Consider the following 23061-nt stretch of genomic DNA (forward strand, 5'->3'; position numbering starts at 1 on the left):
GCGCTCACCTCGCGAGGTGAGCGCCCGATCCGGTACGCCGCCAGGGACTCGAACCCCGGACCCGCTGATTAAGAGTCAGCTGCTCTGACCAACTGAGCTAGCGGCGCGCTGGCAGGAATGAATATACCGGTGATCGCCATCCTGGTCGAATCGGAATCCGGAGGACAGGCCACGCTAGAATAAAATTCGGTACTTCCGGCTCCGGCAGACAGGATTCTTGGATGTTCGACTCCCCCGCCGACGTGACGGAGCGGCTCGCCGCCGTGGACTACCTCTCCGACGACGCCATCTCCACCTCGGTGTTCCTGGCCGCCGCGCTGGGCAAGCCGCTGCTGGTCGAAGGGCCGGCCGGAGTGGGCAAGACGCAGCTCGCCAAGGCCGTCGCCCAGGCGACCGGCGCAGACCTCATCAGGCTGCAGTGCTACGAGGGACTCGACGAGTCCAGAGCACTCTACGAGTGGAACTACAAAAAGCAGCTCCTGCGCATCCAGGCGACCAACGCCGACGACGACATCTTCAGCGAGGAGTTCCTGCTGGAGCGCCCCCTGCTCAAGGCGGTGCGGGCGCAGGAGCCGACCGTGCTGCTCATCGACGAGACCGACAAGGCGGACGTCGAGGTCGAGGGCCTGCTGCTGGAGCTGCTGTCGGACTTCCAGGTGACGATCCCCGAGCTGGGCACCATCGCCGCCACCCGCCGCCCGTACGTCGTGCTGACCTCCAACGCCACCCGCGAGCTGTCGGAGGCGCTCAAGCGGCGCTGCCTCTACCTGCACATCGAATACCCGACCCCCGAGCGCGAGCGCGACATCGTGCTGGCCCAGGTGCCCGGCTTCCGCGCCGACCTGGCCGAGCAGCTCGCGCGTACGGTCGCCACGCTGCGCTCGCTGGAGCTGAAGAAGGCGCCGTCGGTGGCCGAGACCGTCGACTGGGCCAACACGCTGCTCGCGCTCGGCCGCGACGAGCTGGACGAGGCGACCGTGGCCGGCACGCTCGGCGTGGTGCTCAAACACGCCTCCGACCAGGCGCGGGCGATCAAGGAGCTGGGGCTGCCCGATGCCTGAGACCGGCTCGCTGGTCGACCGGCACATCGGCTTCGTGCACGCGCTGCGCGAGGCCGGGCTGCCGGTGTCGATCGCGGAAGGGCTGGACGCGGCCAACGCGCTGCGGGTCATCGACCTGGCCGACCGGGAGTCGCTGCGGGAGGCGTACGCCGCCACGCTGGTGAAGAGGCCCGTGCACCGGCCGGGGTTCGACGTGCTGTTCGACCTGTGGTTCCCGGCGTCCACCACCGGGCTGCGGGCACGGCGCCCCGGCCGCGAGCGCATCGACTTCGCGACGGCCGACGTCAAGGAGCTGCGCGAGCACCTGGCGGACCTGCTGACCGGCTCCACCGACCAGGAGATGCGCGCGTTCGCCGAGGCCATGGTGGAGCGGTTCGGCCGGCAGGAGGCCGCTCCCGGGCGGCAGAACTGGTTCTCCTACAGCGTGCTGCGCGCCCTGTCGCCCGAGACGCTGATGGCCGGCATCCTGCGCGCGGTGCTGCAGGGCCGCGAGCGCGGCGGGCTGGCGGAGAAGACCGTGCGGCAGGGCGTCACCGCGAACATCCGGCGCTTCGAGGAGGCGGTGGCCACCGACGTGCGCCGCCGCATCGCCGAGGACGCCGGGATCGAGCGCATCGCGCGCTCCGCCGTACGCCCTCCGCTCGACCAGATCGACTTCCTCCGCATCACCAGGGCCGACCTGGCGCAGCTGCGCAGGGAGGTGCACCCGCTGGCCCGCCGGCTGGCCGCGCGCCTTGCGATGCGGCAGCGCAAGGGCAAGCGCGGCCGGCTCGACTTCCGCAGGACCATGCGGGCCTCGCTGCAAAGCGGCGGCGTGCCGCTCACCACGCACCTCCGCCCGCCCCGGCCGCACAAGCCCGAGCTGGTGGTCCTCTGCGACACCAGCGACTCGGTCTCGTCGTTCGCGCACTTCACGCTGCTGCTCACGTACGCGCTGCGCGAGCAGTTCACGAAGGTGCGGGCGTTCGGGTTCGTCGACACCGTGGATGAGATCACCCGGTTCTTCCAGCCCGGCTCCGACGTGGTCGAGGCGATGACCAGGCTCGCCAACGAGGCCGACATGGTGCGCTTCGGCCGCACCAACTACGGGAACGCGCTGGAGCGGTTCGCCGAGCGGTACGGCGACGCGCTCGGCCCGAAGACGTCGCTGCTGATCCTGGGCGACGCCCGCTCCAACTACCAGCCGCCCGCGCTCGACGTGCTCAGGTCGCTGGTGTCGCGGTGCCGGCACGCGTACTGGCTGAACCCGGAGCCGCGGCAGCAGTGGGACACCGGCGACTCGGTGGCGGGCGAGTACGGCACCGTCGTGCCCATGTACGAGTGCCGCAACGTCGCCCAGCTCACCGCGTTCATCGAGACCCTGGCGTGACCGGCCCGGTCAGACGCGCTGCAGCTCCCGGGCCGCGGTGCGGGCGAGCACCTCGACCTGCGCCGGGCTGAGCACGTCGCGGTCAGCGGCCTTGATGAGCTTGGCCATCGTGCGCGGCTTGGCCAGCGTCAGGCCCTCGGCCGAGACCACGCCGTTCCTGGGCAGCAGACCGCAGTGGACGGCGAGCATGGGCGTGATGCTCACCTGGATGCCGGTCTCGCGGCTGAGCAGCTCGGCGAACTTCTCCGCCTGCTCGACCAGCGGCTTGGCGGTCTTGCTTCCGTACTTCTCACCGAAGAACAGCCGGCCCGCGTAGCAGGCGATCTCGGTGTCGGGGCTCCACGACTCGTTGTCGATGATCCACACGCCGCCGGGGCCGATCACCAGGTGGTCGATGGAGGCCTGCCCGCGGATCGCCCGGCCGTCGAGCACGTGGTAGTCGTGGCGGCGCAGCGAACGGCGTAGCAGGCGTCCCATGATGACCTCGCCGCGCTTGGCTCCGCGCCAGACGGCGGTCTTGCGGAAGCTGTAGATGTCGTACAGCCAGTCGCCGCCGAAGACGAGCGCCGCCGCCAGCAGGCCGGTGAACGCGGAACCCCCCGTGAGCCCGAACCTGAGACCGAGCGCCACACCGATGATGAAACCCACAGCGGCCTTGACGTACCTGCGCTTGAGCCGGTTGGGCGCGTCGTCGCGCCAGAATTTCTCGTACCACCACTGCGGGGATGAGCCAGTGTACTTCTCGTTGGGCTGCACGTAGATAGAGCCACCGGGCACGGCAAACTCCCCGAAAGTCGTCGTAGTGCAGGATCTGCCACGCCGAAGATCCCTCGCCGGTCAAGGGATACCCATTCCCCGACCAAGGTGAGCCTAAGGTGAGGGAATTAGTACCCGCAAGACCAATCAACCGACCAGTCGGTATGCTAAGGCGGTGACCAAGGGGGACCGAGTGAAAGACGAACCGGTCAGGCAGCGGTTGCTGGCCGAGGCGACCCGGCTGTTCGCCGAGCGCGGCTTCGAGAGCACCTCGGTGCAGGAGATCGTCGCGGCGGCGGGCGTCACCAAGGGCGCCATGTACCACTACTTCGACTCCAAGGACGACCTGCTGCACGAGATCTACATGCGGGTGCTGCGCATGCAGATGGATCGGCTGTTCGAGATCGCCGACGGCCCCGGCACCGTCCAGGAGCGCCTGCACCGGGCCGCGGCCGACGTCGTGGAGACGACGACCGCGAACCTCGACGACTCCAAGATCTTCTTCAGGTCGATGCACCTGCTCGCCCCCGAGACGCGCAAGTCCGTGCGCGCCGAGCGCCGCCGCTACCACGAGCGCTTCCGCGACCTCGTGGCCGAGGGGCAGCGCTCGGGCGTCTTCAGCGACCGGGTGCCCGCCGAGCTGGTCGTCGACTACTTCTTCGGCTCGGTGCACCACCTGGGCACGTGGTTCAACGCGCAGGGGCCGCTGACCGGCGCCCAGGTGGGCAAGCACTTCGCCGACCTGCTGCTCACCTCACTCGGGGCCGGGCACGTCGACGAGTGAGGCCAGCGCCTCCCGGTGATCGCCCGGCGTGCCGAGCGCGACCTCGGCGGCCTTGGCGCGCTTGAGATACAGGTGTACGGGGTGCTCCCACGTCATCCCGATCCCGCCGTGGAGCTGCAGGGCCTCCTCGGCCGCGTGCACGGCCACGCCCGCGTTCCACGCCTGCGCCACCGCCACCGAGATCGACGAGGCGTCCGCGACCGCGTTCCTGGCCGCCGCCCTGGCCCTGACCACGTCGAGCCACAGGTCGGCCAGCCGGTGCTTGATCGCCTGAAACGAGCCGATCGGCCTGGCGAACTGGTGGCGCTCCTTGACGTAGGCCAGCGTCGTCTCCAGGCACCACTCGGCCACGCCGAGCTGCTCAGAGGCCAGCAGCCCGGCGCCGAAGCGCAGCACCGCCGCCAGGTCGCAGGCGCCGACCCGGCGGGCGGGCGTCCGCGCGAACGTCACCTCGGCCACCGGCCTGGTCAGGTCGATCGAGGGCACCACCCGGACCACCTCGGGCTCGATGCTCTCGACCGCGTACAGGTCGCCGTCCACCGGCACCAGCAGCACGTCCGCCACCTCGGCCCCGGCCACGCCGGTGACAGTGCCGGACAGCCGCCCCTCGCCGTCCACGCTCACGGACGCGCCCCGGTCAGGACGGTACGCCGAAGCCGCGAACGACACCGCCAGCGCCGCCGTCTTGCGCCCCTCGGCCAGCTCGCCGAGCAGCGCGTCGCGGGTCGGCAGCAGCGCCCTGGTGGCCAGCACCGAGCTGGTGAGGAACGGCACCGGCGCCACCGCCCGCCCCAGCTCCTCCAGGACCACGGCCGCCTCGCTCGCCGACGCGCCCGCGCCGCCCAGCTCCTCGGGCACCAGCAGCCCGGCCACGCCGATCTCGCCGGCCAGCGTCTTCCACAGATCCAGGTCGTACGGCTCGGACTCGACGCGCCTCAGCACCGCGGACGGAGGGCAGCGGTCGGCCAGCAGGGCGCGCACGGCGGCGCGCAGCTCCTCTTCGACGTCGGAATAGAGCAGGCTCATCGCGGCAGGTCCTTCCACGGCACGTCCTTGTCGACACGGGGCTCCGACGGCAGGCCGAGCACCCGTTCGGAGATGATGTTGCGCAGGATCTCGGAGGTGCCGCCCTCGATCGAGTTGCCCTTGGCCCGCAGGTAGCGGTAGCCGGGGCCGCGGCCGTAGAAGTCGACGTTCTCCGAGCGCCTGAACGTCCAGTCGTCGTAGGTCAGCTCGCGCCGGAACTCCATCTCCAGGCCGGTCAGCGCCTGGTTGAGCTTGGCGAACGAGAGCTTCATGCCCGAGCCCTCCGGCCCCGGCTGACCGGCGGCGAGCTGCTCGCGCAGCCGCGCCCCCGACAGGCGGGTCACCTCGGCCTCCACCCACAGCGACAGCAGCCGCTGGTGCAGGTCGTGGGTACGCAGCTCGGGGTGCTCGCGCCAGGCGGCCAGCACGGACGCCATGACGCCGCCGCCGCGCCTGGAGGGCGCGCCGCCGATGGCCACCCGCTCGTTCATCAGCGTCGTCTGCGCGACCCGCCAGCCGTCGCCGACCGCGCCGAGCCGCAGGTCGTCGGAGAGCCGGACGCCGGTCAGGAACACCTCGTTGAACTCGGCCTCGCCGGTGATCTGCCGCAGCGGCCGCACCTCGACGCCGGGGGCGTGCATGTCGCACACGAAGTACGTCAGCCCGCGGTGCTTGGGCACGTCGGGGTCGGTGCGGGCGACGAGGATCGCCCACCGGGCGTGGTGCGCGCCCGACGTCCACACCTTCTGCCCGTCGATCACCCACTCGTCGCCGTCCCTGACCGCCCTGGTGGCCAGCGTGGCCAGGTCCGAGCCCGCGCCCGGCTCGCTGAAGAGCTGGCACCAGATCTCCTCGCCGGTCCACAGCGGCTTGAGGAAACGGCGCTTTTGCTCCTCGGTGCCGAACGCCAGGATCGTCGGGGCGGCCATGCCGAGACCGATGCCCTGCAGGCCGCTGTTGAGCTGCGGGGTGTCGGCCAGCTCCCGCTCCACGACCTGCTGCAGCTCGCGCGGCGCGCCGAGCCCGCCGAGCCCTTCGGGGAACCACACCCAGGCGAGCCCGGCGTCGAAGCGGGCGCGCAGGAACTCCAGGCGGTCACCGCTCGGATCGTGCTCGCTGAGGAACGCGGCCACGCGCTCCTTGATCTGTGCCTCGTTCACATGTACCTCTTCAGCTCGCGATAGGCCAGGGACCGCTTGTGCACCTCGTCGGGGCCGTCGGCCAGGCGCAGCGTGCGCGCGTGCGCCCAGAGCGCGGCCAGGGGGAAGTCCTGGGAGACGCCGCCGGCGCCGTGCACCTGGACGGCCTTGTCGAGGATCTGCTCCACCGTGATCGGGGTGGAGATCTTGATGGCCTGGATCTCGGTGTGCGCGCCCTGGTTGCCCACCGTGTCCATGAGCCAGGCCGTCTTGAGCACGAGCAGGCGGAGCTGCTCGATCTTCACGCGGGACTCGGCGATCCAGTCCTGGACGACGCCCTGCTGCGCGACCGGCTTGCCGAACGTGGTGCGCGACAGCGCCCTGCGGCACATCATCTCCAGCGCGCGCTCGGCGATGCCGATCAGGCGCATGCAGTGGTGGATGCGGCCGGGTCCGAGCCTGGCCTGGGCGATGGCGAAGCCGCCACCCTCCTCGCCGATGAGGTTCGCCGCGGGCACGCGTACGTCCTCGAACACGACCTCTGCATGTCCGCCGTGGTCGGCGTCGGTGTAGCCGAAGACGTGCATGCCGCGCTTGACGTGCACCCCGGGCGTGTCGCGCGGCACGAGGATCATGCTCTGCCTGCGGTGCTTGGGCGCGTCGGGGTTCGTCTGCCCCATGACGATGAAGATCTTGCAGTTGGGGTTCATCGCGCCGGAGATGAACCACTTGCGGCCGTTGATGACGTACTCGTCGCCGTCGCGGACGATCGAGGTCGCGATGTTGGTGGCGTCGGATGAGGCCACGTCGGGCTCGGTCATGGCGAAGGCCGAGCGGATCTCGCCGTCGAGCAGCGGCCGCAGCCACTCCTTGCGCTGCCACTCGCTGCCGAACATGGCCAGGACTTCCATGTTGCCGGTGTCGGGGGCGGCGCAGTTGGTGGCGACGGGGGCGATGGCGGGACTCCTGCCCATGATCTCCGCCAGCGGGGCGTACTGGAGGTTCGTCAGCCCCGCGCCGTGCTCGCCGGGCAGGAACAGGTTCCACAGCCCGCGCTTTCTCGCCTCGTCCTTCAGGTCCTCGATCAGCGGCGGCGGGCTCCAGCCGCTGGTTTTCGCCTGTTCCTCGAAGGCCGGTTCTGCGGGGTAGACGCATTCGTCCATGAAGCGGAGCAATCGCTCGCGCAGGTCCTCGGTGACGGTGTCGAAGGCGAAGTCCATGACGCGACCCTACCGACCGGCCGGTATGAGTGTCGACAGGTGGTTCCCGGCAAATGCCTCCAGGTGGCCATCTACCCACCCTCACCTGGTCTTCTACAGTGGCCGCCATGACCGCGAAGCTGCCCGGCCCTACCGTGCTCCAGAACGACGTCGTCCGCCTTGAGCCGCTCGCCATGGACCACGTGCCCGACCTGTTCGCCGCGGGAGGCGGCGACGACGAGGTCTGGCGGTGGATGCCGGTGCCGGCCCCGCGGACGGAGGAGGAACTGGGCAAGGTCGCGCGCATGCTGATCGACGACGACAAGCACGTGCCGTTCGCCGTGGTGGACCGGTCGAGCGGGCGGGCCGTGGGCTGGACGACGTACGCCGACGTGCCCGGCTTCGAGGCCAGCGTGGAGATCGGCTGGACCTGGTACGGCCGCGCGTCCTGGCGCACGGCGATCAACACCGCGTGCAAGCTGCTGATGGTCGGCCACGCCTTCGAGCTGGGCTACAACCGGGTGCTGCTCAAGACCGACGTGCTCAACGTACGGTCTCAGAACGCGATCAGGCGCATCGGCGGCGTGCACGAGGGCACGCTGCGCCGGCACCGCCGCCGGCCGGACGGCACCTGGCGCGACACCGTCTGCTTCGGCATCCTCGACGACGAGTGGCCGCCGCACCGCGACCGTCTCCAGGCCCGCCTGGCGGCCTCCTAGCCGATCAGGTCTCGGCGGCGGTCCCGCCGAGCATGCCCGTGAGCACCTCGCGGACGGCCCGCTCCAGCTCCTCCCGCGTGGGCATGGCGCCCGCGCCCACGACCGCGTCGAACACCAGGCCCTCGGCGAACGCCACCAGCGTGCGCCCGTGCCGCACCGGGTCGCGCGAGCCCAGGGCGGCCAGGATCGCGACGGCGGGGTCGCGGAAGCGGCGGCCCGCCCTGTCGTAGATCGCGCGCAGCTCCGGCCGTCTGGTGGCCTCCAGCGCCAGCTCGTAGCGCGCGAGGGTGTGGACGCGGTCGGCGAGCCGCAGGTGCAGCGCTCCGGCCAGCAGTGCGGACAGCCCGGCCAGGTCGTGCGTCCGCTCGTACGCGCCCTCGTACGCGCCCGCCACCGCCTCCCACTCCAGCGCGGTGAGCCGGGCCAGCGTCAGCTCCAGCAGCGCCGCCCGCGTGCGCGCGAGGTTGGAGGTGGATCCCGGCGGCAGGCCCGCGGCCTCGTCGACGGCCCGGTGGGTCAGGCCGCGCATGCCGCGCTCGGCGAGCAGGGCGATGGCCGCGTCCGCCACGACGTCTGAGCGCTTCACGGCACCAGATACTACAGGAGTAGTTGGACATCACTACGGACGTAGTATCGTCGAACTACAGACGTAGTGAGCGAAGGAGGCCGCAATGGCCAGAGCCGTGGTGATCGGCGGCGGCGTCGGCGGGCTGAGCGCCGGTGTCGCGCTGCTGCGCAAGGGATGGGAGGTGACCGTGCTGGAGCGGGCGCCCGCCATCGAACCCGTGGGCTCCGGCCTGGCGATCGCCGCCAACGCGCTCAAGGCGCTCGACGCCCTCGGGCTCGGCGACCGGGTACGCGCGCTCGCCCACGCCGAGGGGCCGCTGATGCTGCGCAGGGCCGACGGGCGGCGGCTGACCGCCACCACGGAGGAGGCGGCCGACGGCGCGTACGGCGACTCGGTGGTGGTGATGCTGCGGGCCGCGCTGCTCGACATCCTGGCCGGCGGGCTCGCCGAGGCGGGCGGGCCGGACTGCCTGCGCGTGGGCACGGCGGTCACCGGCGTGGACGCGCAGCGCGGCGTCGTACGGACTTCTGCGGGCGACCTGGCGGCCGACCTGGTCGTGGCGGCCGACGGCATCAAGTCGCTCACCCGGCGCGCGCTCTTCCCCGGGCACCCGGACCCGTCGTACGCGGGGGTGACGGTCTGGCGGGCCCTCATCCCGCTCGGCGACGTGCGGCTTGACGACGGAAGCCCGTGCGACCCGTCACGCGTGCCGAGGTCGGAGAGCTGGGGCAGGGGCGCCGTCCTGGGCGTCCACCTGCTGGCCGGCGACCAGGTCTACATCTACGCCACCGACGTCGCACCGCCCGGCGGCGCCGCCCCGGACGAGCGCGAGGAGCTGCTGCGCAGGTTCGGCGACTGGCACGAGCCCATCCCCGCGCTGCTGCGGGCGGCCGACCCGGCGCGCATCATCCGCGGCGACATCTACTACCAGGCCACGCCGCTGCCCGCCTACCACCGGGGCAGGGTGGCGCTGGTCGGCGACGCGGCCCACGCGATGACGCCCAACCTCGGGCAGGGCGCCTGCCAGGCCATCGAGGACGCGGTGGTGCTGGGCCACCTGGCCGACCCCGCGCGGCCCGGTGAGAGCCTGGCCGCCTACACCGCGGCCAGGAAGGAGCGGACGACCCGGATCGTACGGCGCTCGCTGACGCTGTGCCGGATGAGCCGGCTGCGCAACCCGCTCGCCGTGTGGCTGCGGGACTCCGCGCTGACGGCGGCGAACCGGATCAGCCCAGATCTGATGTTGCGGTCGATGGACGAGATACTGCGCTGGCGTCCACCGGCGGAGGCTGCTCGCTGACAGCGCTCTCCTGAGGGCTCTCCTGGGAGCTCTCCATGGGGCTCTCCAGGGGTTTGGGCGCTGGGGCCGGCTTGCTCTTGTCGGGGGCCAGCCTGCCCAGCGTGATCGTGCCGCCGATGGTCAGCGCGGCGGCCAGCAGGGCGGGCACCGCCGTACCGGGGGCGGTGGGCAGCGGCTCGCCGAGCAGGATCGCCCCGGCGAGCACGGACGTGACCGGGTCGATGACCTGGACCCCCGCGTAGGCGATGCCGAAGTAGCCGACCGCGTACGAGCGTTGCAGCAGCACCACCGCGCAGACCAGCAGCACCGGCACGGCCAGGCTGAACCAGTGGATCAACCGGCCCCAGTCGCCCTGCATGCCGCCGGCCACCACGCGGACGAACGTGGACACGCTCGCCGTCATCACGCCCGCGCCCACCGCCAGCAGCAGCGCCTTGGCCGCCCCGCCCACCCGGCCGGCGAGCAGCTGGGTGAGCAGCGTGACGGCGGCGATCACGCCGATGAAGTCGAGTGCGGCCTTGTCGCTGAGGTGGGGCGGCACGTCATGGGCGGGCACCAGCAGCATCAGCCAGAGCAGGCCGACGGCCACCGCGATCGAGCCGATGATCTCCGCGCGGTACGGCTTGCGCCCGTACATGAACGCGGCGAGCGGCACGGCGAACACCAAGGTGGCCACGCTGATCGGCTGGACGGCCACCAGGGGCGCGAAGCTGAGCGCGACGGCGTGCAGGCAGGCGCCGGTGAAGGAGATGACGCCGCCCACCCACCAGCGGGGGCGGCGCACCAGACCGAGCGAGGCGCCCTCGGCCACGACCTCGTACTGCTGCAGCGCGGCGCCCAGCGCGTAGCCCAGCGCCCCCGCCAGCGCGATCAGCATGCCGACCCAGGTCATCGCGGCCCGCGCAGACGCAGGGATCCTTCCAGGAGCATTGCTCCAGCTTATGAGGCCGGAGGAGGCGCAGAATCATTCTTTAGGCGGAAAAGTCCATACAAATCGGTCTCGACGCGTACGGACTCGTAGCCTCGCCTTGGCCTCCCCTGGGCCCCCGCCGACTCCTGTTTGCCCTGCTATGCCGGTTCCGGGCACACGCAGAACAGGTGGCCCTGCGGGTCCTGGAGCACCACCCAGCGGGTGCCCTCCTCGGTGACGCCCGGCTGGAAATCGGGCTTCGTCGCGCCCAGCGCCACGTATTCCTCGACCGCCCGCTCCACGTCCGGCACGCGGAAGTCGAAGTGGAACTGCTTGTCCGGGCTCGGCCAGGTGACCGGCTTGCGGTCGGGGACGCGGCCGAAGTAGATCGAGACCGTGCCGTCGCCGATCGCGGCGTACTCGTCCTCGGCGTAGGTGATCTCCATCCCGGTCACCTGGTGGTAGAAGCCGGCCAGCGCCTTGGGGTCGGAGCAATCGATGGTGAAGGCCAAGAGGCTTGCTTTCGTCGTCATGGCGGCAAGCGTCTCAGCCGTACCTGCCATCTTCTGTCAGGTATGAGAACCCGCCGGCGCGTGAGGCGCGGCGGGCCTGGGAGCCCGGCGACGGCGAGCCGGAGACACGGCGATCACGTGTGTCTTGTCGGACATCGCGTCAAGTACCCGTCGGTACTCCTGTAAACCCGTAAGAATGCCTTTGCTGTCCTTTAACCAATCCGCAAGCTGATGCCGCCACCCTCTCCACATCAGAAGGGAGATGCCGTGCGTACCAGGCCAGAACGGCTCTACGAGATCGACGGGCTCCGGCTGCTGGCGGCACTGTGCGTAGTGCTGTACCACTATGTCTTCTCCGGCTGGGCCGGAGGAAAGACCACTGTGACGTTCGTCACCGAAAGCGCCTGGGCCAAATACGGCTACCTCGGCGTCGACCTGTTCTTTTTGATCAGCGGTTTCGTCGTGCTGATGAGCGCGTGGGGCAGGACGCCCCGGCAGTTCATCGTCTCGCGCGTGGTGCGGCTCTATCCCGCGTACTGGGTGGGCATCGCCGTCACTGCGACCGTCACCGCGCTGCTCGGATGGGGCATGTTCCAGGTGACGCTGCCGCAGGTGCTGGCCAACCTGACGATGTTCCAGGCGGTGCCGAACATCGAGAACGTGGACGTCGTCTACTGGACCCTCTGGGCCGAGATGCGGTTCTACATCCTCATGCTGATCGCCACCATGATCGGCATCACGCGGGGCCGCATCATGATCGGACTGTGGGGCTGGCTGGCGCTGACGTTCCTCGTCGAGCTGGGCGTGCTGCCGGGCGTCGCCGACCTGGTCGTCCAGTCCGAGTTCTCCCACTACTTCATCGCCGGGATGGCGCTGTTCCTGCTCTACCGGTTCGGGCTCGACTGGCAGATCGCGCTGCTGGTGCCCATCTGCCTGGGCAACGCCGTCTACCGGGCCATCGGGTACGCCGAGGCCGTCGGCGAGCGCTACAACGTGACGTACTCGCCGGTCGTCATCACCGCCGTCGTCGTGCTCATCTTCCTCGTCATGACGTTCATCGCGCTCGGGGTCACCCGGGCCCTGGCCAGGCCGTGGCTGGTGACGGCGGGCGCGCTCACGTACCCGCTGTATCTGCTGCACGCGCACGTGGGCTTCATCCTGTTCGCCAGGCTCGAAGGGGCGTTCAACAAGTACGTGCTGCTCGTCGGGATGATCGTGGTCATGCTGGTGGCCGCGTACGCGGTGCACCGGTTCGTGGAACGACCGCTCGCACCCCGGCTCAAGCGCCTGCTGTCCAAGAAGGAGCCACCCGCACACGCCGCGGTCCCCGCCGGCACCCCCAGCGCCTGAGCCCGCGCCCCCACCGGCACCCCCAGCGCCTGAGCTCGTGTCCCGCCGGCACCCCGACCCCGTGAGCACCCCTGCCTCGCGAGCACCCGCCCCCGTGAGCGCCCCTGCGGACGGGGCGCCACTGGGGGAGCGGTTATCTTAGGGGGCATGCATCGGCGTCTGATCTGTTCTCCGCCTCCCGCCCGCTAGCGGGCGGCGTCTTCTGACCTTCGCCGGGTCGTCACCGATCCGGGGGTGATCGCTGCCCGCTCACCGGGCCTTGATCGATCTTCACCTCCGGAGAACTCTTCGATGACGCATGTCTCCGCCCGGCGGGGCGCCCTTTACGCGTCCGTGGCCGCGACCGCCTGGGGCACCGGCGGCGCCGCCGGGTCGTTGCTCTTCCAGACCGGCGGGCTGGGTCCCGTCGGCGTATCACTGTGGCGCTACATCATCGGCGCCGCCTGCCTGCTCGTTCTCGTCCGCGGCACGAGCCGCCCGCACATGACGGGGCGGACGGTGGTGGTGGGGGCCGGGATGGCGCTCTACCAGACCGCGTACTTCGCCGCGATCGCGCACTCCGGCGTCGCGGTGGCGACCGTGGTGACGATGGGCGCCACCCCCATTTTCACCGCCCTGGGCAGCCGCTTCCTGCTCCGCGAGCGCCTGGGACGCACGGCGCTGGTCGCGCTGGCCGCGGCGCTGACCGGGCTCGTGCTGCTCACGTTCGAGTCCGCGACGGCGGGCACCGGACAGTCCCCGGTGGCCGGGGTGCTGCTGGCGCTGGCCTCCGCCGCCGGGTACGCCGGGGTGACGCTGGTCTCGCGGCGTCACCGCGACGACGGCGGCCCGGAGGCGGCGGCGATCGGCGGGTTCGTGGTGGGCGCGCTGTTCCTGGCGCCGTTCGCGCTGGCGGAGGGCGCGCTGCCCGAGCTGACCTGGACGTCGGCGGCGCTGCTCGTCTACCTGGGCGCGGTGCCGACGGCGCTGGCGTACGGGCTGTTCTTCCGCGCGCTGACCGCCCTGCGCGCCACCACCGTGTCGATCATCTCGCTCGGCGAGGCGGTGGGCGCGGCGCTGCTGGGGGTGGTGCTGTTCGGCGAGCGGCTCACTCCGCTGGCATGGTCGGGCTGCGTGCTGCTGCTCGCGGCGGTTGCCGTGCTGGCCGCACGGGCCGATGCGCCATGATGTGACGGCGCAGACGGCCGGATGAGTTAAGGTCCGGTACGGCGGCGCTTGCCGAATCGTCGCTCCGTTCCCCCAGAGCGGCAGGGGGAACGGTGTCGGCGTAGCGCGCGTTGGAGGAACTGTGGCCTCGCTAAAGGGAATACTGAGGAACCTCCTGGACCGACCGGGAGGCGTCCCTCTCGCGCCCTACCAGAAGATCGTGAAGGCGGCCGGAGCGCGGGAAGACGAGCTGCGCGGCATGCACGAGCTGCCGGTGCCCGATATGAGGGATCTCGCGGAGTTCTGCGCGATCGTCCGTGAGACCGCCGACCGCACGCTCGGCCTTCGGCCCTATGACGTGCAGTTGCTGGGCACGCTGGCGCTGCTCGACGGCAAGGTCGCCGAGATGGCCACAGGCGAGGGCAAGACGCTCTCCGGTGCGATGGCGGCGGCCGGTTACGCGTTGCAGGGCAAGCGCGTCCACGTGATCTCCGTCAACGACTACCTCGCCAGGCGCGACGCCGAGTGGATGGGCCCGTTCTACGAGGCGCTGGGCGTGAGCGTGGGCTGGATCGACCAGAACTCCACGCCCGAGGAGCGGCGCGAGGCGTACGCGAAGAACGTCACGTACGGCCCGGTCAGCGAGATCGGCTTCGACGTGCTGCGCGACCGGCTGCGCACGAAGGCGAGCGAGCTGATCGTGCCCGAGCCCGAGGTGGCGCTGATCGACGAGGCCGACTCGGTGCTGGTCGATGAGGCCAGGGTGCCGCTGGTGATGGCGGGGGCGGCCGACGCCGGCAACACGGTGCCGGAGATGGCGGCGCTGGTCAGGCAGCTCGTCCGCGGCTATCACTACGAGATCGACGAGCAGGCGCGCAACGTCTACCTGACCCCGAAGGGCGCCGACAGCGTCGAGAACATCCTGGGCGTCGACCTCTACGACGAGAACGAGCCAGGCACGCTGATCGAGCTCAACCTCGCCCTGCACGCCCACGCGCTGCTGACCCGCGACGTCGACTACATCGTGCGCGACGGCAAGGTGCAGCTCATCAACCCGTCGCGGGGCCGGGTGGCGCTGCTGCAGCGCTGGCCCGACGGGTTGCAGGCGGCGGTCGAGGCAAAGGAGGCGCTGCCGCCGAGCGAGAAGGGCGAGATCCTCGACTCGATCACCGTTCAGGGGCTGATCCGCCGCTATCCGCAGATCTGCGGCATGACGGGCACGGCGGTGGCGGTCAGCGAGCAGCTCGGCGAGTTCTACGGGCTGAAGGTCGCGGTGATCCCGCCCAACCGGCCGTGCATCCGGGTGGACGAGCCCGACCGCATCTATCCGACGGTGCCCGACAAGGACGCGGCGCTGGTGGAGGAGATCCAGGCGGTCCACGAGACCGGGCGGCCGATCCTGATCGGCACGCTCGACGTGGCCGAGTCGGAGAACCTCGCCAAGCTGCTGCAGCGGCGCGGCCTCGAGCCGGTGGTGCTCAACGCCAAGAACGACGCCGAAGAGGCGGCGATCATCGCCAAGGCGGGCGAGCGCGGCGCGATCACCGTCTCCACGCAGATGGCAGGCCGCGGCACCGACATCAGGCTCGGCGAGGGCGTGGCCGAACTGGGCGGCCTGTACGTGATCGGCTCGGGCCGCCACGCCAGCAGCCGGCTCGACGACCAGCTCCGCGGACGGGCCGGGCGGCAGGGCGACCCCGGCGGCTCGGTGTTCTTCGTCAGCATGGAAGACCCGCTGATCACGCAGTTCGTGCCCGACGAGCGCCCGCCCGCCCCCGATCCCGACGGGATCATCAGGCACCGGCGCGGGGCGTACATCGTGGGCCACGCGCAGCGCGTCGCCGAGGGCGTCAACCTTGAGATCCACCGCAACACGTGGCGCTACACGCGGCTGCTGGAGCACCAGCGCGAGCTGATCCTGGAGTGGCGCGACAAGGTGCTGCACGGCGACGCCGCCTCCAAGGCGCTGGCCGAGGCCGACCCCGAGCGGTGGGCGGCGATGCCGGAGGACACCCGCGACGAGACGGCGCGGCAGATCGTGCTGCACGCGATCGACAGCTGCTGGACCGAGCATCTCGCGTTCCTGACCGACCTGCGCGAGGGCATCCACCTGCGGGCGCTCGGCCGGATGAGCCCGATCGACGAGTTCCACCGCGAGGCGGTGGCCGAGTACAAGAAGCTGCTGGCGGAGGTGGAGCGGCGCTCGCTGGAGTCGTTCGAGGCGCCGGAGCCCGACCTGAAGCGGCCGTCGGCGACGTGGACCTACCTCGTGCAGGACAACCCGTTCGGCACCGAGTGGGACCGCATTCTCAAGCGGGTCTCGGACGGAAGCCGCCGCCGCTGACTCACGGCCACGTGGACTCGCCCTTGGGGATCACCGGGCCGTCGAGCACGCCCAGGCGCTCCAGCAGGGTGATGAACGTCGCCGCGTACGGCGAGGTCTCGGTGACGGCGGCCACCCGCGGCCAGTCCACCTGCTCGCGCAGCGCCCGCACCTGCGCGAGCAGCGCGCCGTAGTCGCAGGCATGCTCCGACAGCGGCAGCAGCCAGGAGATCACCAGGTCGGTGGCCTGGAGCACGGGCACGATCACCGCCGACGCCTTCAGCGGCTCGGCCCGGTCGAGCAGCTCGTCGGTGATCGGCATGTCGGAGATCCGGAAGATCAGGTCGACGAGCCGCCCTTCGTCGTACGCCTTGACCAGCCAGTCCTCCGGCGGCTTGGCGGTCTGGAAGCCGATGCCGCGCAGCGCCTCAAGGGCGGCGGGCACGTCGTGCTCGGTCAGCACGAAGTCCACGTCGTGCAGTGAGGGCGCGGCGCCGCGCGCGTAGGCGGCACAGCCTCCGGCCAGCGCGAATTTGACACCGGCGTCCTTGAGCCCCGAGCTGGCTCGCTTGAGCGTGTCGAGGATCGCGTCGGTGACCGCGTGGCTGTGGCTGCCCATGCGCATCGGCTACCCGAACGATCGTCGGCTAGACGTTGGGGACAGGGGTATCTGGGTAGCCCGATGAGCTATGACCGAAATCCTGGCAAGGACCGAGCAGACCTATGCGACCGGCCAGGATCGGCCGCTGGCGCGCTACGCGGGACTCCTCGGCGCGTACGGCGGGACGGTCGGCGTGGCCGCCGCCGTGGCGGCGCTGGCGGGACGCTGGCTGCGGCTCGCGTACGCGAAACTGATGAAGTCCGCCGAATGACCGCTGTTCGAACGGAGCGTTCAAGACAGGACGTTCAGACAGGGCGTTCAAGACAGAGCGTTTAAGCAGGGCCGAAAACGGCGATGCATTTCCCGTTTTCTTTGCCGGCGTAAGAAACAGGTTATGAGTCACCCGCCGAGGGCAGGTGCAGGCCCATGGCTACATTGCTCTGGATCATCGCCGTCATTCTCGTCATCGCCGGGATCTACGTGCTCCTGGCCCGGCGCGACATCCTCTGGGGTATCGTGCTCATCGTCCTCGGACTCCTGGTCGGGCCCGGTGGGGTCAGCATCTTCCATGTCTAAGGGAGCCGTTCTCCCGGTCTCCCTGCCCGCATCCACCGGGCCGATCTCCGAGAGCGGCCCGGCGGTTCTCCGGTTCTCCGGGGAAATGAGCGTTTTTCAGCGCCGCACGTCTTACTCGTGGACTTCCGCGCAATTGATGCAGTAGACGCAGTAGGCCCGGCCGAGCACCGGCAGCGCCACGTTGCGCACCCGGATGCCGCCCGGCGTCATGCCCTTCTCGCTGCCCTTGTGCGCGTGTCCGTGCAGGATGAGGTCGGCGCCCGCCGTATCGACGGCCTCGGCCAGCAGGTAGCTGCCGAGAAACGGGTAGATCTCCGGCGGCTCGCCCTCCAGCGTCTCCTTGATCGGTGAGTAGTGGGAGAGCACCACGCGATAGTCGGCGACGATCTCCTTGAGCGCCATCTTCCACGACTCGGCGATCTGGCGGGTGTGGTGGACGAACGCCTTGATCTCGCGCTCGCCGAACTCGCTGGCGCACTTGCCCGCGAACCCGCCGCCGAACCCCTTCCCGCCGACGACGCCCAGCTTCTTGTCGCCGCACTGCAGCACCACACCGTCGTCGTCGAGCACGGTGACGCCCGCGTCGCGCAGCTCGGCGGCGATCTCGCGCTCCAGGTCGGAGTGGTAGTCGTGGTTGCCGAGCACGGCGACCGCCGGGATGGGCAGGCCGCGCAGCTCGTCGGCCACGATCCGGCCTTCCTCCAGCGTGCCGTGCCTGGTCAGGTCGCCCGCGAGCATGAAGACGTCGGCGCGGTCCTCGATGCCGCGCAGCCGCTTCCTGTACTGGCCCTTGACGTCTTCACCCAGATGGATGTCGCCTACCGCGGCTATCCGCAGGTCAGTCAAGATGCTCATCCTCCCCCGGCTCGCCGGCCTCGACGACGTTGATCTCGTTGTGCAGGTGCAGGTCGGGCGCGACCTCGTGGGCCACCTGCCCGAGCCGGTCGCGCTGCTCCCACCCGCTGACCTGGCCGCGCAGGAAGAGCTGATCACCTCGGATGTCGACGCGGATTCCCAGCTCGGTCGTACGGGCGTCCTCGGCCAGCGCCTGCTGGACACGGGCCGCGACGTACTGCGGAGCTTCCATCGCTCGTCCCCCTTCTCTGTCGCCGCATGCCCGAGCGCCAATCGCTCAAACAGCCTCAAGCAGCACGAATCAGGTCGATAACCGCCCGTTCCACCGGGCCCGCCGTGGCGAGCTGGCCGAAGTCGGTGTCCGCTCCCAGCTCGGTGAGCACCGCGGCGATCGTCCGCTCCTGGTCGTACGCCTCGATCACTCTCGGGTCCACGTACGACGCCCTGGCCACGGTCGGCGTGTTGCCCAGGTACTCCGACACCTCGCGCATCACCCGGGTGATGGCCTGCTTCTTGCGGGTGACGCTCTCGCGCCCGGCCGGCCCGGACACCGCCAGCCCCACGGCCGCCAGCACGGTGGCGTGCCAGGTGCGGAAGTCCTTGGCCGTGACCTCGTGGCCGATGGTCTCGCGCAGGTACTCGTTGATGTCCTCGCTCTTGATGTCGCCCCAGCCGTCGGCGCGCCGGTAGCGCAGCAGCTCGCCGTCCACCCGCAGCGCCTTCAGCGCGCGCAGCACCTTGCACGCCCCGGGGTCGGCGACGTCCACCTCGCGCAGGATGTCGCCCTTGGCCTGGTAGGCGCAGGTGACGATGCCGCGCGAGCAGGTGATGTGCTCCATCCTGAGCGTGGCCAGGCCGTAGGTGTCGTAGCTCTCCCCGCCGATGCGGAAGAAGCCGATGTCGAGCAGCCGGGCGGCGGTGGCCAGCACCCGTTCCCTGGTCAGCCCGCGTCCCTGGAGCTGCTCGTCCACGATCTTCCTGAACGCCGGCAGCCGCTCGGCCACCTCGAGCACCCGGTCGAACTTGGCCCGGTCCTGCTGCTCGCGCCACACGTCGTGGTAGCGGTACTGCCGCCGTCCCGCCGCGTCGGTGCCCACGGCCTGCAGGTGCCCATGGGGTGAAGCGCAGATCCACACGTCGCGCCAGGCCGGTGGGATGGCGAGCGCCCTGATGCGGGCGAGCACCTCCGGGTCGCGCACCGGCCGCCCGTCGCAGTCGTGGTAGCTGAACCCGCGCCCGCGCCGTCGCCGGGTGATGCCCGGCTCGCTCTGGTCGCTCGGATGCAGCTCGATGTCCGGCCCGTTGACGTCCGGCCCGTTGCCGTCTGGCCCGTTGATGTGTGGCCCGTTGCCGTGTGGCCCGTTGTGTGGCGCGGTCGCGAAGGCCGCTGCCAGGGCTTCGGCATCGGGTGGTTCTGTACGGGGTTTCGTCTCGGGCACTCGAAGCGGCTACCCCCGACGTTAGGCGGCAAACGGCACGGGCAGGGGAAGCCCTATGTCTGACAAAGGTGAGTGGCACGAGGAACGAGACAGCAGAGGTCACGCCATGGTGCCCGCCACCCCCCGCGACGTGGTGCACATCAGAGTCGTCTCCTTCATGCTGGTGTTCCTGTTCGCGTTCACGGTGCTGGGAATCATGACCCGGGCGTGGGTCCTGGCCGTCATCGCGGTCATCGCGGCGATCGTCGCGGTGACCGACCTGCTCATGGCCGTACGACGGCAGAAACAGCGCTCCGGACAAGACGGAGAGGCGGGCTGATCCCGGCATGGCACCACTGCGCGGGCGGGTGGTCGTGGTGACGGGCGCGAGCGGCGGGGTGGGGCGGGCGGTCGCCCGCGAGCTGGGCACGCAGGGTGCCAAGGTGGCCCTGATCGCCCGCGGCACCGCCGGGCTGGGCGCGGCGGCCGTGGACGTCGGCACCGGCGGCGGCACGGGCCAGGTCTACGAGGCCGACGTATCGGATTACGAGCAGGTGCGGCAGGCGGCCGAGCGGATCGAGAAGGAGCTGGGCCCCATCTCCGTCTGGATCAACGCCGCCTTCTCCTCCGTATTCGCGAAATTCACTGACATCTCCCCCGAGGAGTTCGAACGCGCCACCGCCGTGACATACCTCGGATACGTCTGGGGCACCAAGGTGGCGCTCGACCTCATGCGCCCGCGCAACGCGGGCGCGATCGTCCAGGCCGGCTCAGCGCTGGCGTACCGGGCGATCCCCCTGCAGTCGGCGTACTGCGGCGCGAAGCACGCGGTCAAGGGCTTCACCGAGTCGGTGCGCACGGAGCTGCTCGCCGAGCAGAGCAACGTCAAGATCACCCTGGTGCAGCTTCCCGCGCTCAACACCCCGCAGTTCGAGTGGGTGCTGTCCAAGCTGCGCCGGCACCCCCAGCCCGTACCCCCGATCTACCAGCCGGAGGTGGCCGCGCGCGCCCTCGTGTACGCGGCCGAGCACCCCGAGCGCAAGGAGTACTGGGTCGGCACCAGCACGGTCGCCACCCTCATCGCGCAGCGGCTCGCCCCCGCCCTGATCGACCGCTACCTCGCGCGGACCGGCATCGAGTCGCAGCAGACCAGCGAGCAGGCGCCGAGCGGAGTGTCCAACCTGTGGGAGCCCGCCGACGAGGACACCGACTACGGTGCGCACGGCACGTTCGACCGCCGCTCACACGGGCGCAGTCCCCAGCTCTGGCTCTCCCAGCACCGCGCGCCCGTCCTCCTCACGCTGGCGATGGGCGGCGCCGCCGCGGCGACCGCCGCCATGCTGCGCCAGGCCGGTCACCTCTGACCGCCGACGGACTGCACCGGGCCGGTCACCTCCGACCGCCGACGGACTGCACCGGGTAGGCCACCTCCGACCGCCGACGGACTACGCCAGGCCGGCCGCCTCCGACCGCCCCTGACCGCCTCGGGCGGGAGCCGACTTATCCGCTCCTGCCCGGGTAGGCGGGCGGGAACCCGTCAACGAGGAGGACATCGTGCCTGAGCGCGATCTTCAGTATCTGGCCGAGCTGGCGGCGCAGCTCCGGGTCGACTCCGTACGGGCCGCCGCCGCGGCCGGCTCCGGCCACCCCACCTCGTCGATGTCGGCCGCCGACCTCATGGCCGTGCTGTTCGCCTGCCACCTGCGCTACGACTTCGACCGGCCCGGCCACCCCGCCAACGACCACCTGATCTTCTCCAAGGGCCACGCCTCTCCCCTCCTCTACGCCCTCTACAAGGCCGCGGGCGCGATCGATGACGATGAGCTGCTGACGTTCCGTCGGCGGGGCAGCCGGCTCGAAGGGCATCCGACCCCGCGCCTGCCCTGGGTGGACGTCGCCACCGGCTCGCTCGGCCAGGGCCTGCCCATCGGGGTCGGCGTGGCGATGGCCGGGCGGCTGGAACGCCTGCCGTACCGGGTGTGGGTGCTGTGCGGCGACGGCGAGCTGGCGGAGGGCTCCATCTGGGAGGCGGCCGAGCACGCGGGCAGCGAGGGCCTGGCGAACCTGACCGCGATCGTGGACATCAACCGCCTCGGCCAGCGCGGGCCCACCCGGCACGGCTGGGACATCGGCGCATACGCCCGCAGGTTCGGCGCGTTCGGCTGGCACACCATCGAGATCGACGGCCACGACCCCGGGCAGATCGACTTCGCGCTCGCCGACGCCGCGAACACCCGGCGGCGGCCCACCGTGATCCTGGCCAAGACCCGCAAGGGCGAGGGCGTGCTGGAGGCCGAGAACCGCGAGGGCGCCCACGGCAAGGCGCTGAAGGACCCGGACAAGGCCGTGGAGGAGCTGGGCGGGATCCGGGACGTCCGCGTCGCCGTGCACCCGCCGGAGACGGATGCCGCGCCGTTCAGGTTCGGCGACGACGGGCTCGCGCTGCCCGCGTACCCGGTGGGCGAGCAGGCGGCGACCCGGGACGCGTACGGGGCGGCGCTGGCGGCGCTCGGCGCGGCCAGGGGCGACGTGGTGGCGCTGGACGGCGAGGTGGCCGACTCCACCAGGGCCGAGGCGTTCGCCAAGGAGTTCCCCGAGCGGTTCTTCGAGATGTACATCGCCGAACAGCAGCTCGTCGCCGCCGCCGTCGGTCTTCAGGTGCGGGGGTGGAAGCCGTACGCGGCCACGTTCGCGGCGTTCCTGACCAGGGCGCACGACTTCATCAGGATGGCCGGGGTGAGCGGAGCCTCGATCAGGCTCGTCGGCTCGCACGCCGGAGTGGAGATCGGCCAGGACGGGCCGTCACAGATGGGCCTGGAAGACCTCGCCATGCTGCGCGCCGTACACGGCAGCACCGTGCTCTATCCCTGCGACGCCAACCAGACGGCGGCGCTGCTGGCGGAGATGGCCGACCTGGAGGGCGTGTCCTACCTGCGTACGACGCGCGGGCCCACGCCGGTCATCTACCAGCCGGGCGAGCGCTTCCCCGTGGGCGGCTCACGCGTGCTGCGACACTCCGCCGGCGACCGGGCCACGATCGTGGCGGCCGGGGTGACCGTGCACGAGGCGCTGGCGGCGGCCGGCTCCCTGCGTGCGGACGGCATCCCGGTGGGCGTCATCGACCTGTACTCCATCAAGCCCGTGGACACCGCCGCGCTGACCGAGGCGGCCACCACCACAGGGAACCTCATCACGGTCGAGGACCACAGGATCGAGGGCGGGCTGGGCGACGCCGTGACGGACGCGGTGAGCGAGCTGGGGCCGCGCGTGATCAAGCTGGCCGTACGTGATCTGCCCGGATCCGCGACGTCGCGGGAGCAGCTCGCCGACGCCCGCATCGACCGCCACGCCATCGCGGACGCCGTCAAGCGCCTCCTCTGATTCCCGCCGCCCGGCTCTGACCCCGCCTGCTCGCCACGCGGAAGCGCGTTGGGACGAGCGCCGTTCGG

At 70.9% G+C, this 23061-nt stretch carries 24 protein-coding genes and 1 tRNA gene; 13 read left to right on the forward strand and 12 right to left on the reverse strand.

From position 1 onward, the window contains the following. Nucleotides 1–33: 33 nt before the first annotated feature. Nucleotides 34–107: transfer RNA gene (locus AB0K67_RS14340), tRNA-Lys, on the reverse strand. A 114-nt stretch (nucleotides 108–221) separates the two neighbouring features. Between AB0K67_RS14340 and AB0K67_RS14345 the strand changes: the two genes are divergently transcribed. Both AB0K67_RS14345 and AB0K67_RS14350 read left to right on the forward strand, forming a co-directional pair. Next, the gene (locus AB0K67_RS14345; RefSeq protein ID WP_364058590.1) at nucleotides 222–1061 is read left to right on the forward strand and encodes a MoxR family ATPase; all 840 of its coding nucleotides are present in this window, start codon (nucleotides 222–224) and stop codon (nucleotides 1059–1061) included. After that, nucleotides 1054–2430, forward strand: a complete 1377-nt coding sequence (locus AB0K67_RS14350; protein ID WP_364058593.1) for a VWA domain-containing protein — start codon at nucleotides 1054–1056, stop codon at nucleotides 2428–2430. Before AB0K67_RS14345 ends, AB0K67_RS14350 begins: the two co-directional genes overlap by 8 nt. A 9-nt stretch (nucleotides 2431–2439) precedes the next feature. On the opposite strand, the gene AB0K67_RS14355 is transcribed toward AB0K67_RS14350, so the two are convergent. Continuing rightward, complete coding sequence (locus tag AB0K67_RS14355) at nucleotides 2440–3207, reverse strand: nuclease-related domain-containing protein (RefSeq protein ID WP_364058596.1); 768 nt, start codon at nucleotides 3205–3207, stop codon at nucleotides 2440–2442. A gap of 172 nt (nucleotides 3208–3379) precedes the next feature. Here AB0K67_RS14355 and AB0K67_RS14360 point away from each other — a divergent pair, with 172 nt between their 5' ends. Then, nucleotides 3380–3970, forward strand: coding sequence for a TetR/AcrR family transcriptional regulator (locus tag AB0K67_RS14360; protein WP_364058599.1), 591 nt, complete (start codon nucleotides 3380–3382; stop codon nucleotides 3968–3970). Here AB0K67_RS14360 and AB0K67_RS14365 read toward each other — a convergent pair. From AB0K67_RS14365 to AB0K67_RS14375, 3 genes are read right to left on the reverse strand one after another with little or no spacing between them, the layout of a single operon-like run. Further along, nucleotides 3941–4996, reverse strand: a complete 1056-nt coding sequence (locus AB0K67_RS14365) for an acyl-CoA dehydrogenase family protein (RefSeq protein ID WP_364058602.1) — start codon at nucleotides 4994–4996, stop codon at nucleotides 3941–3943. The genes AB0K67_RS14360 and AB0K67_RS14365 overlap by 30 nt on opposite strands. Then, nucleotides 4993–6156 (reverse strand): acyl-CoA dehydrogenase family protein, encoded by a 1164-nt coding sequence (locus tag AB0K67_RS14370; RefSeq protein WP_364058605.1) that lies wholly within the window; start codon nucleotides 6154–6156, stop codon nucleotides 4993–4995. Before AB0K67_RS14370 ends, AB0K67_RS14365 begins: the two co-directional genes overlap by 4 nt. Further along, nucleotides 6153–7355, reverse strand: coding sequence for an acyl-CoA dehydrogenase family protein (locus tag AB0K67_RS14375; protein ID WP_364058608.1), 1203 nt, complete (start codon nucleotides 7353–7355; stop codon nucleotides 6153–6155). Before AB0K67_RS14375 ends, AB0K67_RS14370 begins: the two co-directional genes overlap by 4 nt. A gap of 107 nt (nucleotides 7356–7462) precedes the next feature. On the opposite strand from AB0K67_RS14375, the gene AB0K67_RS14380 reads away from it, so the two are divergent. After that, nucleotides 7463–8053, forward strand: coding sequence for a GNAT family protein (locus AB0K67_RS14380; protein WP_364058611.1), 591 nt, complete (start codon nucleotides 7463–7465; stop codon nucleotides 8051–8053). A gap of 4 nt (nucleotides 8054–8057) precedes the next feature. On the opposite strand, the gene AB0K67_RS14385 is transcribed toward AB0K67_RS14380, so the two are convergent. Then, complete coding sequence (locus AB0K67_RS14385; RefSeq protein ID WP_364058614.1) at nucleotides 8058–8639, reverse strand: TetR family transcriptional regulator C-terminal domain-containing protein; 582 nt, start codon at nucleotides 8637–8639, stop codon at nucleotides 8058–8060. Nucleotides 8640–8724: 85 nt separating this feature from the next. On the opposite strand from AB0K67_RS14385, the gene AB0K67_RS14390 reads away from it, so the two are divergent. Continuing rightward, nucleotides 8725–9921 (forward strand): FAD-dependent monooxygenase, encoded by a 1197-nt coding sequence (locus AB0K67_RS14390; protein ID WP_364058617.1) that lies wholly within the window; start codon nucleotides 8725–8727, stop codon nucleotides 9919–9921. On the opposite strand, the gene AB0K67_RS14395 is transcribed toward AB0K67_RS14390, so the two are convergent. Continuing rightward, entirely contained in the window at nucleotides 9848–10813 is a 966-nt protein-coding gene (locus AB0K67_RS14395) for a hypothetical protein (protein WP_364058620.1), read from the reverse strand. The genes AB0K67_RS14390 and AB0K67_RS14395 overlap by 74 nt on opposite strands. Before the next feature lie 176 nt (nucleotides 10814–10989). Continuing rightward, nucleotides 10990–11364 (reverse strand): VOC family protein, encoded by a 375-nt coding sequence (locus AB0K67_RS14400; RefSeq protein WP_364058623.1) that lies wholly within the window; start codon nucleotides 11362–11364, stop codon nucleotides 10990–10992. A gap of 246 nt (nucleotides 11365–11610) precedes the next feature. Between AB0K67_RS14400 and AB0K67_RS14405 the strand changes: the two genes are divergently transcribed. The 3 genes from AB0K67_RS14405 to secA2 all read left to right on the forward strand — a co-directional run bounded on the left by AB0K67_RS14405 (nucleotide 11611) and on the right by secA2 (nucleotide 16183). Then, nucleotides 11611–12693 (forward strand): acyltransferase, encoded by a 1083-nt coding sequence (locus AB0K67_RS14405; protein ID WP_364058626.1) that lies wholly within the window; start codon nucleotides 11611–11613, stop codon nucleotides 12691–12693. Nucleotides 12694–12984: 291 nt separating this feature from the next. Next, nucleotides 12985–13860: an EamA family transporter gene (locus AB0K67_RS14410; protein ID WP_364058629.1), complete on the forward strand. Its 876-nt coding sequence runs from the start codon at nucleotides 12985–12987 to the stop codon at nucleotides 13858–13860. A 238-nt stretch (nucleotides 13861–14098) separates the two neighbouring features. Then, entirely contained in the window at nucleotides 14099–16183 is a 2085-nt protein-coding gene (secA2, locus tag AB0K67_RS14415) for an accessory Sec system translocase SecA2 (protein WP_364059561.1), read from the forward strand. Between the two features lies 1 nt (nucleotide 16184). Here the strand turns inward: secA2 and AB0K67_RS14420 are convergent, their stop codons facing one another. After that, a complete protein-coding gene (locus tag AB0K67_RS14420; protein ID WP_364058632.1) occupies nucleotides 16185–16781 on the reverse strand; it encodes a nucleotidyltransferase in 597 nt (198 codons plus the stop codon). A 70-nt stretch (nucleotides 16782–16851) separates the two neighbouring features. Between AB0K67_RS14420 and AB0K67_RS14425 the strand changes: the two genes are divergently transcribed. Both AB0K67_RS14425 and AB0K67_RS14430 read left to right on the forward strand, forming a co-directional pair. Beyond that, nucleotides 16852–17034 carry a hypothetical protein gene (locus tag AB0K67_RS14425; protein WP_364058635.1) on the forward strand — a complete coding sequence of 61 codons (183 nt, stop codon included), beginning with the start codon at nucleotides 16852–16854 and terminating at the stop codon, nucleotides 17032–17034. A 155-nt stretch (nucleotides 17035–17189) separates the two neighbouring features. After that, a complete protein-coding gene (locus AB0K67_RS14430; RefSeq protein WP_364058638.1) occupies nucleotides 17190–17339 on the forward strand; it encodes a GPGG-motif small membrane protein in 150 nt (49 codons plus the stop codon). Nucleotides 17340–17450: 111 nt separating this feature from the next. Here the strand turns inward: AB0K67_RS14430 and AB0K67_RS14435 are convergent, their stop codons facing one another. The 3 genes from AB0K67_RS14435 to AB0K67_RS14445 are packed head-to-tail and all read right to left on the reverse strand — an operon-like array spanning nucleotide 17451 to nucleotide 19633. Further along, entirely contained in the window at nucleotides 17451–18185 is a 735-nt protein-coding gene (locus AB0K67_RS14435) for a metallophosphoesterase (RefSeq protein ID WP_364058641.1), read from the reverse strand. Then, on the reverse strand, nucleotides 18178–18426 hold the full coding sequence (locus tag AB0K67_RS14440; protein ID WP_364058644.1) for a BON domain-containing protein: 249 nt from the start codon (nucleotides 18424–18426) through the stop codon (nucleotides 18178–18180). The genes AB0K67_RS14435 and AB0K67_RS14440 overlap by 8 nt, the downstream gene beginning before the upstream one ends. Before the next feature lie 55 nt (nucleotides 18427–18481). Then, nucleotides 18482–19633 carry a DNA topoisomerase IB gene (locus tag AB0K67_RS14445; protein ID WP_364058647.1) on the reverse strand — a complete coding sequence of 384 codons (1152 nt, stop codon included), beginning with the start codon at nucleotides 19631–19633 and terminating at the stop codon, nucleotides 18482–18484. Nucleotides 19634–19688: 55 nt separating this feature from the next. Between AB0K67_RS14445 and AB0K67_RS14450 the strand changes: the two genes are divergently transcribed. The 3 genes from AB0K67_RS14450 (at nucleotide 19689) to AB0K67_RS14460 (ending at nucleotide 22993) form a co-directional block, all read left to right on the forward strand. Continuing rightward, the gene (locus AB0K67_RS14450; RefSeq protein WP_364058650.1) at nucleotides 19689–19952 is read left to right on the forward strand and encodes a hypothetical protein; all 264 of its coding nucleotides are present in this window, start codon (nucleotides 19689–19691) and stop codon (nucleotides 19950–19952) included. Nucleotides 19953–19959: 7 nt separating this feature from the next. Then, nucleotides 19960–20976: an SDR family oxidoreductase gene (locus AB0K67_RS14455; protein ID WP_364058653.1), complete on the forward strand. Its 1017-nt coding sequence runs from the start codon at nucleotides 19960–19962 to the stop codon at nucleotides 20974–20976. A gap of 190 nt (nucleotides 20977–21166) precedes the next feature. Beyond that, nucleotides 21167–22993: a transketolase gene (locus AB0K67_RS14460; RefSeq protein WP_364058656.1), complete on the forward strand. Its 1827-nt coding sequence runs from the start codon at nucleotides 21167–21169 to the stop codon at nucleotides 22991–22993. The last annotated feature ends 68 nt before the right edge of the window (nucleotides 22994–23061 follow it).

Source organism: Nonomuraea sp. NPDC052634 (assembly GCF_040678535.1).
GTDB classification, from domain to species: Bacteria; Actinomycetota; Actinomycetes; order Streptosporangiales; family Streptosporangiaceae; genus Nonomuraea; species Nonomuraea fastidiosa.

Coding starts and splice junctions, on each gene's coding strand:
- AB0K67_RS14390 (WP_364058617.1), top strand. CDS start 8,725: ATGGCCAGAGCCGTGGTGATCGGCGGCGGCGTCGGCGGGCTGAGCGCC.
- AB0K67_RS14430 (WP_364058638.1), top strand. CDS start 17,190: ATGGCTACATTGCTCTGGATCATCGCCGTCATTCTCGTCATCGCCGGG.
- AB0K67_RS14395 (WP_364058620.1), bottom strand. CDS start 10,813: ATGACCTGGGTCGGCATGCTGATCGCGCTGGCGGGGGCGCTGGGCTAC.
- AB0K67_RS14455 (WP_364058653.1), top strand. CDS start 19,960: ATGGCACCACTGCGCGGGCGGGTGGTCGTGGTGACGGGCGCGAGCGGC.
- AB0K67_RS14350 (WP_364058593.1), top strand. CDS start 1,054: ATGCCTGAGACCGGCTCGCTGGTCGACCGGCACATCGGCTTCGTGCAC.
- AB0K67_RS14425 (WP_364058635.1), top strand. CDS start 16,852: ATGACCGAAATCCTGGCAAGGACCGAGCAGACCTATGCGACCGGCCAG.
- AB0K67_RS14375 (WP_364058608.1), bottom strand. CDS start 7,355: ATGGACTTCGCCTTCGACACCGTCACCGAGGACCTGCGCGAGCGATTG.
- AB0K67_RS14380 (WP_364058611.1), top strand. CDS start 7,463: ATGACCGCGAAGCTGCCCGGCCCTACCGTGCTCCAGAACGACGTCGTC.
- AB0K67_RS14440 (WP_364058644.1), bottom strand. CDS start 18,426: ATGGAAGCTCCGCAGTACGTCGCGGCCCGTGTCCAGCAGGCGCTGGCC.
- AB0K67_RS14365 (WP_364058602.1), bottom strand. CDS start 4,996: ATGAGCCTGCTCTATTCCGACGTCGAAGAGGAGCTGCGCGCCGCCGTG.
- AB0K67_RS14345 (WP_364058590.1), top strand. CDS start 222: ATGTTCGACTCCCCCGCCGACGTGACGGAGCGGCTCGCCGCCGTGGAC.
- AB0K67_RS14400 (WP_364058623.1), bottom strand. CDS start 11,364: ATGACGACGAAAGCAAGCCTCTTGGCCTTCACCATCGATTGCTCCGAC.
- AB0K67_RS14450 (WP_364058650.1), top strand. CDS start 19,689: ATGTCTGACAAAGGTGAGTGGCACGAGGAACGAGACAGCAGAGGTCAC.
- AB0K67_RS14420 (WP_364058632.1), bottom strand. CDS start 16,781: ATGGGCAGCCACAGCCACGCGGTCACCGACGCGATCCTCGACACGCTC.
- secA2 (WP_364059561.1), top strand. CDS start 14,099: ATGCACGAGCTGCCGGTGCCCGATATGAGGGATCTCGCGGAGTTCTGC.
- AB0K67_RS14410 (WP_364058629.1), top strand. CDS start 12,985: ATGACGCATGTCTCCGCCCGGCGGGGCGCCCTTTACGCGTCCGTGGCC.